The 13,980-nt window shown below is 41.8% G+C and carries 15 protein-coding genes and 1 pseudogene; 10 read left to right on the top strand and 6 right to left on the bottom strand.

The genetic code is table 11. The features are described from left to right. Positions 1 to 38: 38 nt before the first annotated feature. On the bottom strand, positions 39 to 599 hold the full coding sequence (locus tag ACUW6H_RS06655; protein ID WP_049536686.1) for a mechanosensitive ion channel family protein: 561 nt from the start codon (positions 597 to 599) through the stop codon (positions 39 to 41). A gap of 179 nt (positions 600 to 778) precedes the next feature. On the opposite strand from ACUW6H_RS06655, the gene ACUW6H_RS06650 reads away from it, so the two are divergent. Continuing rightward, positions 779 to 1,732: an aromatic acid exporter family protein gene (locus ACUW6H_RS06650; RefSeq protein ID WP_454363156.1), complete on the top strand. Its 954-nt coding sequence runs from the start codon at positions 779 to 781 to the stop codon at positions 1,730 to 1,732. A 369-nt stretch (positions 1,733 to 2,101) separates the two neighbouring features. Here ACUW6H_RS06650 and ACUW6H_RS06645 read toward each other — a convergent pair whose 3' ends face one another. Both ACUW6H_RS06645 and ACUW6H_RS06640 read right to left on the bottom strand, forming a co-directional pair. Further along, positions 2,102 to 3,646: a peptide chain release factor 3 gene (locus tag ACUW6H_RS06645; protein WP_454363155.1), complete on the bottom strand. Its 1,545-nt coding sequence runs from the start codon at positions 3,644 to 3,646 to the stop codon at positions 2,102 to 2,104. A gap of 145 nt (positions 3,647 to 3,791) precedes the next feature. After that, positions 3,792 to 4,484, bottom strand: coding sequence for a YwaF family protein (locus ACUW6H_RS06640; protein WP_454363153.1), 693 nt, complete (start codon positions 4,482 to 4,484; stop codon positions 3,792 to 3,794). 165 nt (positions 4,485 to 4,649) lie between these two features. On the opposite strand from ACUW6H_RS06640, the gene gatC reads away from it, so the two are divergent. The 9 genes from gatC (at position 4,650) to nusB (ending at position 11,974) form a co-directional block, all read left to right on the top strand. Beyond that, complete coding sequence (gene gatC / locus ACUW6H_RS06635) at positions 4,650 to 4,952, top strand: Asp-tRNA(Asn)/Glu-tRNA(Gln) amidotransferase subunit GatC (protein WP_000705419.1); 303 nt, start codon at positions 4,650 to 4,652, stop codon at positions 4,950 to 4,952. Continuing rightward, positions 4,952 to 6,418, top strand: coding sequence for an Asp-tRNA(Asn)/Glu-tRNA(Gln) amidotransferase subunit GatA (gene gatA / locus ACUW6H_RS06630; protein WP_454363149.1), 1,467 nt, complete (start codon positions 4,952 to 4,954; stop codon positions 6,416 to 6,418). Before gatC ends, gatA begins: the two co-directional genes overlap by 1 nt. Continuing rightward, positions 6,418 to 7,863: an Asp-tRNA(Asn)/Glu-tRNA(Gln) amidotransferase subunit GatB gene (gatB, locus tag ACUW6H_RS06625; RefSeq protein WP_454363147.1), complete on the top strand. Its 1,446-nt coding sequence runs from the start codon at positions 6,418 to 6,420 to the stop codon at positions 7,861 to 7,863. The genes gatA and gatB overlap by 1 nt, the downstream gene beginning before the upstream one ends. A 56-nt stretch (positions 7,864 to 7,919) precedes the next feature. Then, positions 7,920 to 8,315, top strand: coding sequence for a hypothetical protein (locus tag ACUW6H_RS06620; RefSeq protein WP_454363145.1), 396 nt, complete (start codon positions 7,920 to 7,922; stop codon positions 8,313 to 8,315). Positions 8,316 to 8,414: 99 nt separating this feature from the next. Then, positions 8,415 to 9,371 carry a zinc-ribbon domain-containing transport protein gene (locus ACUW6H_RS06615; protein WP_454363143.1) on the top strand — a complete coding sequence of 319 codons (957 nt, stop codon included), beginning with the start codon at positions 8,415 to 8,417 and terminating at the stop codon, positions 9,369 to 9,371. A gap of 8 nt (positions 9,372 to 9,379) precedes the next feature. Next, positions 9,380 to 10,507, top strand: a complete 1,128-nt coding sequence (locus ACUW6H_RS06610) for an SPFH domain-containing protein (RefSeq protein ID WP_454363141.1) — start codon at positions 9,380 to 9,382, stop codon at positions 10,505 to 10,507. An 80-nt stretch (positions 10,508 to 10,587) separates the two neighbouring features. After that, positions 10,588 to 11,148 carry an elongation factor P gene (gene efp / locus ACUW6H_RS06605; protein WP_000568640.1) on the top strand — a complete coding sequence of 187 codons (561 nt, stop codon included), beginning with the start codon at positions 10,588 to 10,590 and terminating at the stop codon, positions 11,146 to 11,148. A gap of 21 nt (positions 11,149 to 11,169) precedes the next feature. Further along, positions 11,170 to 11,559, top strand: coding sequence for an Asp23/Gls24 family envelope stress response protein (locus ACUW6H_RS06600; RefSeq protein WP_000510587.1), 390 nt, complete (start codon positions 11,170 to 11,172; stop codon positions 11,557 to 11,559). After that, the gene (gene nusB, locus ACUW6H_RS06595; RefSeq protein WP_000203659.1) at positions 11,552 to 11,974 is read left to right on the top strand and encodes a transcription antitermination factor NusB; all 423 of its coding nucleotides are present in this window, start codon (positions 11,552 to 11,554) and stop codon (positions 11,972 to 11,974) included. The genes ACUW6H_RS06600 and nusB overlap by 8 nt, the downstream gene beginning before the upstream one ends. A gap of 49 nt (positions 11,975 to 12,023) precedes the next feature. Here the strand turns inward: nusB and ACUW6H_RS06590 are convergent, their stop codons facing one another. The 3 genes and pseudogenes from ACUW6H_RS06590 to briC all read right to left on the bottom strand — a co-directional run bounded on the left by ACUW6H_RS06590 (position 12,024) and on the right by briC (position 13,872). Continuing rightward, positions 12,024 to 12,749: a CPBP family intramembrane glutamic endopeptidase gene (locus ACUW6H_RS06590; protein WP_268705558.1), complete on the bottom strand. Its 726-nt coding sequence runs from the start codon at positions 12,747 to 12,749 to the stop codon at positions 12,024 to 12,026. A gap of 198 nt (positions 12,750 to 12,947) precedes the next feature. Continuing rightward, entirely contained in the window at positions 12,948 to 13,670 is a 723-nt protein-coding gene (locus ACUW6H_RS06585; protein WP_268705559.1) for a CPBP family intramembrane glutamic endopeptidase, read from the bottom strand. A gap of 17 nt (positions 13,671 to 13,687) precedes the next feature. Beyond that, positions 13,688 to 13,872: pseudogene (gene briC / locus ACUW6H_RS06580) on the bottom strand (biofilm-regulating peptide BriC). Positions 13,873 to 13,980: the final 108 nt, after the last annotated feature.

Raw genomic sequence — 13,980 nt, 5'->3', positions numbered from 1 at the left:
TCTTTCTATTGTACCACAAATCTACCAAAATAGCAGACCTACTCTGTGCGGGAAAAGTTGCTGACAACAGTGATATTTCGGTTAGGAACAAAGTGAAGGGCTTGGTCCTCACTTCGAAGTTGGGTCGTACGGATTCCGACACTGACAACCTTGCCAGACACGGTAATCGGTCCATTTGTGAGAACCACTTCGTCGCCCACATCGAGCTGGCGTTCAAAGAGGATGAAAAAGCCATTGATGACATCGGATAGAAAACCTTGCGCCCCCATCCCAATGGCAACCCCAGCAATTCCTGCCCCAGCAAGGAGACTAGAAACCGGCAAGCCTAAAATGGACAGGATACAGTAGATTAAAAAGAAATAAAGGGTATAGTTAAAGATATTCTCAAGCAAACGAGAAATGGTCTTTTGTCTGCCAGCATCTCGATTTGAGAATTTAAGGGAGGGCTTGACAATCTTTCGGACAGTCGCATGGAGGATCTTTTTGGCTATATAAAATAGAAGGATGAGAATCAAAAGAGAGATCAACTTGGTCAAAAGATTCTCTAATAGGCCTGTGAGATCCAATTTGTCAAGATAACGTTGAAAAAATTCTTGCATACAAAACTCCTTTTTCCTATTATACCATAACTTATCTGAAGACTATTCCCTATAAATATTCAAATTTCATTTGATTATTTAGTCAAATCTTGATTTTATGGCATATTTATACTATAATCAACAAAAGCGTGGGATTTGCTCCTTTCCGCTCTCTATTATCAACTTTTTAGGAAATTCTCATGTCTATCACCCAACGTACGACAAAACTGATCTTGGCGACCTGCCTCGCTTGTTTTCTCGCTTATTTTTTAGATTTATCATCAGCGGTTTCAGCTGGCATTATCGCCCTCTTAAGCCTTTCTGACACGCGCAGAAGTACGCTAAAATTGGCCCGTAACCGCCTCTTTTCCATGCTCCTAGCGCTCGCTATCGGCGTTCTAGCCTTTCAGCTGACCGGCTTTCACATCTGGAGTCTAGGCCTCTATCTGGCTCTCTACGTGCCTCTTGCTTACAAAATGGGCTGGGAAATCGGCATCACACCTAGCAGTGTCTTGGTCGGTCATCTCTTGGTACAGGAGTCTACTTCTCCAGCTCTCTTGCTCAATGAAGTGCTCCTCTTTCTCATCGGGACAAGCTTTGCTCTGTTGGTCAACCTTTACATGCCCTCTCGGGAAAAGGCCATTCACAGCTATCACCTTCAGGTCGAAGAAAAGTTAAAAGACATCCTGCTTCGCTTTAAATACTATCTGTCAAGAGGAGACGGGCGCAATCAAGCCCAACTCGTTGACGAGTTAGATAGCCTTCTTGATGAAGCCCTCAAGCTTGTCTATTTGGACCACTCGGACCACCTCTTTCACCAGACGGACTACCACATCCACTACTTTGAGATGAGACAGCGACAAAGTCGTATCCTGCGAAATATGGCCCAGCAGATTAATACCTGTCATCTGGCTGCAAGTGAGAGTTTGATTTTGGCCCAGCTCTTTTCTAAGATCGCTGCCCAGCTAAGCCAGACCAATCCTGCTCATGACCTACTTGATGACATCGAACGCTATCTGCAAGTCTTCCGCAATCGGAGTCTCCCTAAAACACGCGAGGAGTTTGAGACCCGAGCCACCCTACTGCAGCTACTACGCGAAGCTGAAACCTTTATCCAGGTCAAGGTCGATTTTTACCGAAAATATAAAATCTAACAAAAAGCAACGGAGAGATTATTCCGTTGCTTTTTCTATTAAAATCTATAATTAAATTATCTTATCTTATGATTCAAACTATATTGTGTACTCTATCTATTATGTATTCAATTTGGTTGATTGTAATTTATGCAATCCGCTATAGCGATTTCTGTCACTTTACACTACGACACGGAGTTTGGCAAATCGATTCTATTTGCCAAACGTAGTTAGTAAGGCAGTTAGCTAGACTACTTCCTTTCTGTTACGACGGGAAAAACCACGAATCGATAATATTCGTGGTTTTTTCCTAGTGAAGCGTTTAGGTAACCGCCATAGCGGTTACCGTCAAATGACAGCAACTTTATGTTGCTAGTCATTTGTAACGATTTACATTTTCTCTTCCAACTCTACGTCTGGATACTTATCCGCAAACCAGCGGAGGGCAAAGTCATTTTCGAAGAGGAAGACAGGTTGGTCGAAGCGATCCTTAGCCAAGATGTTTCGGCTAGAAGACATGCGTTCGTCTAGGTCCTCTGGCTTGATCCAACGAACTGTCTTTTTACCCATTGGAGTCATGACAACTTCCGCGTTGTACTCCCCTTCCATGCGGTGCTTGAAGACTTCAAACTGGAGTTGGCCGACAGCACCTAGCATATACTCGCCTGTTTGGTAATTCTTATAAAGTTGGATGGCTCCTTCTTGTACCAACTGCTCCATTCCCTTATGGAAGGATTTTTGTTTCATGACGTTCTTAGGCGAAACCTTCATGAAAATCTCTGGAGTAAAGGTTGGCAGTGGTTCAAACTCAAACTTGTTTTTCCCAACAGTTAGCGTATCTCCAACCTGGTAAGTACCTGTATCGTAAACCCCGATGATATCTCCAGCTACGGCATTGGTCACATTCTCACGACTTTCCGCCATAAACTGGGTAACATTAGACAGTTTAGCACCCTTACCAGTACGAGGAAGGTTAACACTCATCCCACGCTCAAATTCGCCCGATACGATACGGACAAAGGCGATGCGGTCACGGTGACGAGGGTCCATGTTGGCTTGGATTTTAAAGACAAATCCTGAGAAATCCTTGTCATAAGGATCGACAATTTCTCCGTCTGTTTTCTTGTGTCCATGTGGCTCTGGAGCAAATTTCAAGAAAGTCTCAAGGAAGGTCTGCACACCAAAGTTAGTGAGGGCTGACCCAAAGAATACAGGTGTCAATTCTCCAGCTAGAATAGCTTCCTCTGAAAACTCATTTCCTGCTTCATTTAAAAGTTCAATATCCTCTTTGACTTGCTCGTAGAATGGGTTGTTGCCAAAGAGCTGGTCCCCATCTTCTAGACTGGCAAAACGCTCATCCCCTTTATAGAGTTCCAAGCGTTGATTATAGAGGTCATACAAGCCTTCAAAGGCTTTCCCCATCCCGATGGGCCAGTTCATCGGATAACTCGCAATACCTAAGACTTCTTCCAATTCTTGCAAGAGGTCCAGTGGCTCACGACCGTCACGGTCCAGCTTGTTCATAAAGGTAAAGACTGGAATGCCACGGTGCTTCACAACCTCAAACAATTTCTTGGTTTGGGCCTCGATACCCTTGGCAGAATCCACGACCATGACTGCAGCGTCCACCGCCATCAAGGTACGATAGGTATCTTCTGAGAAGTCCTCGTGCCCTGGGGTGTCTAGGATGTTGACGCGTTTGCCATCGTAGTCAAATTGCATCACAGATGAAGTGACCGAAATCCCACGTTGTTTCTCGATATCCATCCAGTCAGACTTGGCAAAAGTCCCTGTTTTCTTCCCTTTTACAGTACCAGCCTCACGAATCTCGCCCCCAAAGTAGAGCAACTGCTCAGTGATGGTTGTTTTCCCCGCGTCCGGGTGGGAGATGATGGCAAAAGTACGGCGTTTCTTGATTTCTTCTTGAATAGTCATATCTTCTCTTTCTTTTCTTTTAGGATAATAGTGAATGCTATATTTAATTTTATATTTTTACATCGGAATATTCCAATCCTTTCAACTTACCTATTATAGCGAATTTCAGGGAGTTTTTCAATTGCTCATCTGATGAAAAGGTAAGCTAGAGTACTGATTTTACCTGATTTCTCTTTTGCCACCGTTTCTTGAACAAGATATCAAAGAGAACCAGAGCCAGCGAAAGGATGACGGACACAAGAAGGTATTTTAGCCACAAGGGAGCATCTGGTATAAAAGGTGTCTTGTTTAACAAACCATAATTTCCACCAGTCACCTGATTAACCCCAACTAGAAAGAGATTGAGGATAAAGGTATAGGCTACAATCATATATTTCTTGAGCAAGGTCTTATCATAGTGATTCATCAAGTAAACCAAGGAATTCACTAGAAGGGCATAGTGCCCAATCAAAAATGAAAAACTGGTAATGTGGGGGAAATCATAGGGGTCAAAAACCGGGTAAACCAAGGCAAAGACCGCTCCACTTGCTCCTAAGAGGGCAAAATACTGCTTGCTCCGCCATTTATCTGGCAAGAAAACCACCGCAAACATAGCCAAACGGCAATGGTAAAATGGAAGACTATTAGAAAATGGAATCCCAAAGCCAACATACCAGCTATATAGGGCTAGCAACTGGAGGATCTGAATCCCCTTAAACAAGCGGACAAATTTCGGATTCTTGTGATAAGCAAGTGCTCCATAAATACACAGCACTAAGAGAAGCATCATAGCTCCATACCAAAAGAGCGGAATAGGAGGAGGAACCGTCTGAGATCTGGTGATAAATTGATGGAACATATTTCTATCCTAATTCTTATTTTTTCTTTTCTCTAGTTTAACCATTATAGCGAATTAAAAGCGATTTTTCAATTTCTATTTCTTTTCAGTTTGGCTCCCTTATTTATAGGAAAATATGGTAAAATAGAACAGACTAAAAATCATCATTTCACGAAAGGATGCAAGATGAAAATTACGCAAGAAGAGGTAACACACGTTGCCAATCTTTCAAAATTAAGATTCTCTGAAGAAGAAACTGCTGCCTTTGCGACAACCTTGTCTAAAATTGTTGACATGGTTGAGTTGCTGGGCGAAGTAGACACAACTGGTGTCGCACCTACTACGACCATGGCTGACCGTAAGACCGTACTCCGCCCTGATGTGGCCGAAGAAGGAACTGATCGTGATCGCTTGTTTAAAAACGTACCTGAAAAAGATAACTACTATATCAAGGTACCAGCTATCCTAGACGATGGAGGAGATGCCTAATGACTTTCAACAATAAAACCATTGAAGACTTGCACAATCTCCTTGTTTCTAAGGAGATTTCAGCAACTGAACTAACTCAAGCAACACTTGAAGATATCAAGTCTCGTGAGGAAGCCCTCAATTCATTTGTCACCATCGCTGAGGAGCAGGCTCTTGCTCAAGCCAAAGCCATTGACCAAGCAGGAATTGATGCGGATAATGTCCTTTCAGGAATTCCGCTGGCTGTTAAAGATAATATCTCTACAGACGGTATCCTGACAACTGCAGCCTCAAAAATGCTCTACAACTACGAACCTATCTTTGATGCAACAGCTGTTGCCAATGCCAAAGCCAAGGGTGTGATTGTCGTCGGAAAGACCAACATGGACGAGTTTGCCATGGGTGGTTCTGGTGAGACTTCTCATTACGGTGCCACTAAAAATGCTTGGGACCACAGCAAGGTTCCTGGTGGTTCATCAAGTGGTTCTGCCGCAGCCGTAGCCTCAGGACAAGTCCGCTTGTCACTTGGTTCTGATACTGGTGGTTCTATCCGCCAACCTGCCGCCTTCAACGGGATTGTTGGTCTCAAACCAACTTACGGAACAGTTTCACGTTTCGGTCTCATTGCTTTTGGTAGCTCATTAGACCAGATTGGACCTTTTGCACCAACTGTTAAGGAAAACGCCCTCTTGCTCAATGCTATTTCCAGCGAAGATGCAAAAGACTCTACTTCTGCTCCAGTCCGTATTGCCGACTTTACTTCAAAAATTGGCCAAGACATCAAGGGCATGAAAATTGCTTTGCCTAAAGAATATCTTGGTGAAGGAATTGACCCAGAAGTTAAGGAAACAATTCTTAACGCAGCCAAACACTTTGAGAAACTTGGCGCTATCGTCGAAGAAGTGAGTCTTCCTCACTCAAAATACGGAGTAGCTGTTTACTACATCATCGCTTCATCAGAAGCCTCCTCAAACTTGCAACGCTTTGACGGTATCCGTTACGGCTATCGTGCAGAGGATGCGACCAACCTTGATGAAATCTATGTAAACAGCCGTAGCCAAGGTTTCGGTGAAGAGGTAAAACGCCGTATCATGCTGGGTACTTTCAGCCTTTCATCAGGTTACTATGATGCCTACTATAAGAAAGCTGGTCAAGTCCGTACCCTTATCATTCAAGATTTCGAAAACGTCTTTGCGGATTACGACTTGATTTTGGGACCAACTGCACCAAGCGTTGCTTATGACTTGGACTCACTCAACCATGACCCCGTTGCCATGTACTTGGCTGACCTCTTGACCATCCCAGTCAACTTAGCAGGTCTCCCAGGAATTTCCATCCCTGCTGGATTTGCTCAAGGTCTCCCAGTCGGTCTCCAATTGATTGGTCCTAAATACTCAGAAGAGACTATTTACCAAGCTGCTACTGCTTTTGAAGCAACAACAGACTACCACAAACAACAACCTGTGATTTTTGGAGGTGATAACTAATGAACTTTGAAACAGTCATTGGACTTGAAGTCCACGTAGAGCTCAACACCAATTCAAAAATCTTCTCACCTACTTCTGCCCACTTTGGAAATGACCAGAATGCCAATACCAACGTAATTGACTGGTCCTTCCCAGGAGTTCTGCCAGTTCTCAATAAAGGTGTTGTCGATGCCGGTATCAAGGCTGCTCTTGCCCTCAACATGGACATCCACAAAAAGATGCACTTTGACCGCAAGAACTACTTCTATCCTGACAATCCCAAAGCCTACCAAATTTCTCAGTTTGATGAGCCAATCGGTTATAACGGCTGGATTGAAGTCGAGCTAGAAGACGGTACGACTAAGAAAATCGGGATCGAACGTGCTCACCTAGAAGAAGACGCTGGTAAAAACACCCACGGTACAGATGGCTACTCTTATGTTGACCTCAACCGTCAAGGGGTGCCATTGATTGAAATCGTATCTGAAGCTGACATGCGTTCTCCAGAGGAAGCCTACGCTTATCTGACAGCCCTCAAGGAAGTTATCCAGTACGCTGGCATTTCTGACGTTAAGATGGAAGAAGGTTCTATGCGTGTGGATGCCAATATCTCGCTTCGTCCTTATGGTCAAGAAAAATTCGGTACCAAGACAGAGTTGAAAAACCTCAACTCCTTCTCAAACGTGCGTAAGGGTCTTGAATACGAAGTCCAACGTCAAGCTGAAATCCTTCGCTCAGGTGGTCAAATTCGACAAGAAACTCGCCGTTACGATGAAGCTAACAAGGCAACCATCCTCATGCGTGTCAAAGAAGGTGCTGCAGACTACCGCTACTTCCCAGAACCTGACCTACCACTCTTTGAAATCTCAGATGAGTGGATTGAGGAAATGCGTACAGAATTGCCAGAGTTTCCAAAAGAACGCCGTGCGCGCTACGTATCTAATCTTGGCTTGTCAGACTACGATGCTAGCCAGTTGACTGCAAACAAAGTCACTTCTGACTTCTTTGAAAAAGCTGTTGCCCTCGGTGGCGATGCCAAACAAGTCTCTAACTGGCTCCAAGGCGAAGTTGCTCAGTTCTTGAACGCCGAAGGTAAGACACTGGAACAAATCGAATTAACACCAGAAAACTTAGTAGAAATGATTGCCATCATCGAAGACGGCACGATCTCTTCTAAGATTGCCAAGAAAGTCTTTGTCCACCTAGCTAAAAATGGCGGTGGCGCGCGTGAATACGTGGAAAAAGCAGGCTTGGTTCAAATCTCAGATCCAGATGTTCTGATTCCAATCATCCACCAAGTCTTTGCGGATAACGAAGCTGCCGTTGCCGACTTCAAGTCAGGTAAACGCAACGCAGACAAGGCCTTCACAGGATTCCTTATGAAGGCAACCAAAGGTCAAGCCAACCCACAAGTCGCCCTTAAACTGCTTGCACAAGAATTGGCGAAGTTGAAAGACAGTGAGTAATTTACTCTTTAAACACTTTTTCTACTTTTAAAACGAGAATGAGACAAGGGGAATAAATGAACAAATTTTTACGATTGCTATTTGTCTTAGTCATCATCGCTATGTTAGGCGCTTCTATACTACAAATTTTCTTTCCATCATACATGGGAAGTCACTCCGGGTACGGAATATCTGCTGGTTGGCAACGAGAAATTGGAATATGGAATCTAGCTGTATTGATTATTATTCTCGCTATCAATATTAAATACGATTGGTTCTATCTACGAATCGCACTTCTTGCTCTCATTATTGGCGGAATTGGAATAGGAACAAATCACTTACTCAATTATATGGAGTATCACTCTCCTGTAAATGCTATCGGTGCTTTTGAAAATTACTTGCTAGCAATAGGATGGATTGTGGGATGGCTCATCGAGCTCCATTCCATAAAGAAGCTAAATGCTAGTAAATAACGCCTAGTCTATCTTAGATGATTTTTAAAGGTTATTAAATAGTTTAATAATCATTCAAATTCAGAATTCTACCTTTTCAATCATATAGTTAGGAGACACATGAAAAAGTTTTACGCTCTTTTAATGACCTGTTTATTACTTTTTTTTCTATCCGTGCCTCAAATCGTTGATGCGGGTGTCGGACATTCCAGAAGTGGTAGCAGCAGTCGCAGTAGCTCCAGAAGTAGTAGTCGTTCAAGTGGAGGAGGAAGTCGCTCTGGTGGCTCATCTTATCACTACTACCGCTCTGGATACGGGTCATCCTCTAGTAGTTCTGATAGCTCACCCTATCTAGGATTTATGGTAATATTTGTGGGTGCCATTGTTTTAGTGGTTATCGTTGAATCCTTAAAAAATAAAGCAAATAATTCAAGCACAAGCCACAGTAATACCAACTATCAACCAATCCACCGACGAATTGAACATAACACTTTGGCCATTAGTCGTGTAAAATATGGGGATCCAAACTTTGACGCTGATGCCTTCATTTCTTGGGTTAAGGAAGTCTACCTTAAATTGCAGGTTGCCTGGACTGAGAAAAATTGGAACTCTGTCCGAGCTTTAGAAAGTACTAGTCTCTATTCACAGCACAGCACGCAATTAGAAGATCACATCCGAGCTAAGACAACCAATGTTTTAGAGAAAGTTTGTATCGAAAATGTTCGCATCAAGGAGTTCATTGAAAATCCTGACGGAAACGATACCTTAGTCGTAATCCTATCGTCTACCTTGCGGGACTATGTCATTGACGATGAGACTCGCCGTGTCCTTGAAGGAGATCCTAAAAAAGATCTCTTCACCGTGTATCAATTAAACTTTATCCGTCAACACGGTAGCCAAACACAAGCAGTCAATCCAGACCAAGTTGTGAGCGACCACTGTCCAAACTGTGGCGCCCCATTGAAAATCTCTGCGGTTAGCGAGTGCGACTACTGTGGTGCCAATCTCTCTCGCAGTCCAAACCAATGGGTACTCGATACCTATGATGTTGTGGATGAAGACGAGCTTTATAATTAGGAGGAATTATGGGATTTATACGTGCAGCCTTATCAGCAGGCTTAAATAGTTTTAATGATAGTAAATTCAAGGAAGCCATCGTCCTTCCAGACAATGTCTCTGGCGACGCCTTGGCCATCAAGGGTCAATTACTCACAAAAGACCCAGATGGACGTTCTCGTCACAGCAATCAAAATACAGGCCTCTTGTCGGACGGCAGTGTGGTTATCGTTCCTCAAGGTTATACCGCTGTTTTGGTAAACAACGGTACCTTCCTTGGTGAGGTCCTTGAAGCTGGTAGCCACGAATGGCAAGCTGGTGATAACGCCTGGCTCCTTGAAAAAGGTGGTATAAAAGGCACTTGGGAAAACTTTAAAAACCGCTTCTCTTTTGGTGGACAAGTCATCACCCAACAAGAAATTATCTTTATCCGCATGCAACCCATCGCGGGTAATAAGTTCGGCACACAAAATGCAGTCGAATATTTCAGCGAACGTTACCAACAACTGCTTAACATCCGTTTCTACGGCTTGTTTGATGTAAAAATCGCTGATCCAGTCCTCTTCTACGTGAGTTCTGTTAGTCGCCAAATTACTGACGGACAGCCATATACTCTCCAAGATGTAGCTCAAGGAACGCTCCGTCAAAATATCGCACCAAAAATCGCGATTGCCATTGCCAAATACACCAACGAAAACAAGGTTGATATCTATAGCCTCAATGCCAACCAAGATACCTTTAACGAACTCGCTAAACAAGAGGTCAACAAGGTTTGGACAGGTCTCTACGGGATTGAAGCAACCAATATCTTGCTTGAAGACCTCAGCTACGACCAAGAAAGTCTTGCCATTGTTCGCAAACTTGATAGTGAGCTCGCTGCTATGAAGTACAACACGATTGAGATTGAAGAACGCCGTGCTCGTAACGAAGCGCTTATTGCTGCAGCTGCCAACGAAGGGAATGGCAATGGGATGAACATGTTTATGGGAATGAATCTTGGCCAGACTCTCGGTGGTCAACTTAGCCAACAAGCCCAAACGCAAGCATCGACTCAAAATGCTGGACAAGCTACTAGCAAGAATTTTTATATCGAAGTTGATGGGAAATACGTTCTCGTCACCAAAGACGAAGATGGAAATATCGTACCAGTCAACTAATTAAGCTCCTTCTGACATTTGAGTAATGTTGTCTTTTATGGTACAATAAAGAGTAAATTATTTATTAAAGAGGTAAAAACATGATTGAAGCAAGTAAATTAAAGGCTGGTATGACCTTTGAAACAGCTGACGGAAAATTAATCCGCGTTTTGGAAGCTAGCCACCACAAACCAGGTAAAGGAAACACCATCATGCGTATGAAATTGCGTGATGTCCGTACTGGTTCTACATTTGACACAAGCTACCGTCCAGAGGAAAAATTTGAACAAGCTATCATCGAGACTGTCCCAGCTCAATACTTGTACAAAATGGATGACACAGCTTACTTCATGAACACAGAAACTTACGACCAATACGAAATCCCTGTAGTCAACGTTGAAAACGAATTGCTTTACATCCTTGAAAACTCTGATGTGAAGATCCAATTCTACGGAACTGAAGTGATTGGTGTTACCGTTCCTACTACTGTCGAATTGACAGTTGCAGAAACTCAACCATCTATCAAAGGTGCTACTGTTACAGGTTCTGGTAAACCAGCAACGATGGAAACTGGACTTGTCGTAAACGTTCCAGACTTCATCGAAGCAGGACAAAAACTCGTTATCAACACTGCTGAAGGAACTTACGTTTCTCGTGCCTAATCTCTAGAAAGAGGTCATTCTATGGGAATTGAAGAACAACTTGGCGAAATCGTTATCGCCCCACGTGTACTTGAAAAAATCATTGCTATTGCTACTGCAAAAGTAGAGGGTGTTCACTCTTTTTCAAACAAATCAGTATCTGACACCCTTTCAAAACTTTCTCTCGGCCGCGGCGTTTATCTTAAAAACGTGAACGAAGAACTCACAGCTGATATCTATCTCTACCTTGAGTACGGAGTAAAAGTTCCTAAGGTAGCTGTTGCTATCCAAAAAGCTGTCAAAGATGCTGTCCGCAACATGGCTGATGTAGAACTAACTGCTATCAATATCCACGTTGCAGGTATCGTTCCAGATAAAACACCAAAACCAGAATTGAAAGATTTATTTGACGAGGACTTCCTCAATGACTAGTCCACTATTAGAATCTAGACGCCAACTCCGTAAATGCGCTTTTCAAGCTCTCATGAGTCTTGAGTTCGGTACGGATGTCGAAACTGCTTGTCGTTTCGCCTATACTCATGATCGTGAAGATACTGATGTGCAACTTCCAGCCTTTTTGACAGAGCTAGTTTCTGGTGTTCAAGCTAAAAAGGAAGAACTAGACAAGCAAATCACACAGCATTTAAAAGCAGGTTGGACCATCGAGCGTTTAACGCTCGTGGAGAGAAACCTTCTTCGCTTGGGAGTCTTTGAAATCACTTCATTTGACACCCCTCAGTTGGTTGCTGTTAACGAAGCTATCGAGCTTGCAAAGGATTTCTCAGATCAAAAATCTGCCCGTTTTATCAATGGACTGCTCAGCCAGTTTGTGACAGAAGAACAGTAAACAAAAAAAGTGTTTGACAATTATCAAACACTTTTTTCTTTGCCTTCCACTATCTAAAAAAACGATAATAGATTAAATTAGAAAGAAATAACCAGATGAAGTCTGCATGGATGAGAAAGTTTATAAAACTATGGCACAGAATGGTGATTTTTAGACTTTTTGTCCAACGGTAAACTAAAGCAAAGAAAAGACCGGAAAAACTATAAACCATCAAACTGATAAGGTCACGATGGGACAATACCAAATGACTGAGCCCAAAAATAAGAGCAGATAAGATGACATCCAGATAGTACTTGGACTGGGAGAAAAAGGTATTCATAAAGTACCCTCTATGAACTAGTTCCTCCAATATAGGCCCCAAAATGACAACTGAGATAAAAGAGAAGCAAGTCGTTAAAATAGTAGATTGCTCACTGAAGGATAGGACCGAAAGAAGGTCTTCAAAGATATAGTGATTATTAATGAAGCGACTAAACTGTAAGTAAAAAGCACTTAACAACTGACGGACAAAATAAGCAGCCACTAAACTAACTAAAAGGTAAAAGAATCTGGATTTCTTTGAGCCCTTTTTTTCAAAAATATAGAGCATTTTTTTCTTTTTTAGCCAATAGATAAATAGTCCTAAAAGAGCTAGTTGCTCTACTGCTACAATAATAGAATAGCCATCCATACCCCAGACAAACATCTTAGCCAGATAAAGACTACTGAAATCTAGTAGATAAATTGATAGAAATACCAGTAATGTATAGATTCCCAAATGACCTAGTTTTTTCATACTTACTCCAAAAAATCTTTGTTGACTTATTTTTATAGCATAAATATCTTTTATTATATTAACAACTATTTTTAAAAAAGTCAATTTTTCATCCTGAATGGTACGACTATCAATAACATAAAAAAGCATCTCTCAATCTTACTATCAAATTAGAAAAAGTGTTTGACAATTATCAAACACTTTTTTCTTTGCACTCCACTATCTAAAAAAATGATAATAGACATAATTAGAAACAAAAATCCAAATGGGCTTTGCATAAATGAGAAAGTTAAAAAAACTATGGCACAGGATGGTAATTTTTAAGTTCTTTGTCCAACGGTAGACAAGAGCGAAAAAGAAACCAATCAGACTATAATATAATAAACTAATTGGGTCTCGGTGAGATAGTATCAAATGACTAAGTCCAAAGATAAGGCCTGATAAGATGACATCTAAATAGTACTTTGACTTAGTAAAGAAGGTGTTCATAAGATACCCACGATCGAGCGTCTCTTCCAAAATAGGACCAATAACGACAGTTAAGATAAAACTAAGAACTGTAGATAGAAAAGTTGGTTGACCATTTGAAAGAATCAACGCAAAATAGACATCATGAATATTCCGATGATTAATCAAATGAGCAAAACGTTCCCAAAAATTACCGAGCACCTGATGAACCACATAAGTTGCAAATAAGTAGAAGACAAATGACCAGTTCCAGCTCTTTTTCTCAAAGATGAAGAGCATCTTTTGCTTTTTTAACCACCAAATTAATAGAAGGAAACTTCCTACTAATCCCATTGTTAAAATAAGAGAGTAGACATCAGCGCCTAACCCTAAAATGATCGCTACATACAAACCAATTGTTTGTGGTAAATAGGTAGATAGTAAAATAATAAGAAAAAATATTCCAAATTGTCTTAGTTTCTTTGTGTTTCTCATCGTACTTTTTTGAAAGATTATCCTGCTCGGAAGCCGTACTTCCAAGCATTCCTATAAGAATTCAGTGCCCTTGCCCCATATAGGGAGCAAATTTTCTATAATATAACCATCTACCATATCCATCTTCCCAAACAGCAAGACCGCCTGAGATTTGGTCCAAGTCTTCTGACGAAAGAACTATAAATGTTCCTGTACCTGCCATTGCAAGTACATCCTTAAAATTATTTTTTGTAACCTTACATCTACAGTATAGATCTTATTTGTCTATTTTATTGTCCATCTCCTCAACTGTCAATTTTTCGTCCTGAAT

This window comes from Streptococcus sp. 151470009-6 (assembly GCF_053628175.1).
The sequence above is the reverse complement of the archived record's forward strand: the minus strand, read 5'-3'. Positions and strand labels throughout refer to the sequence as shown.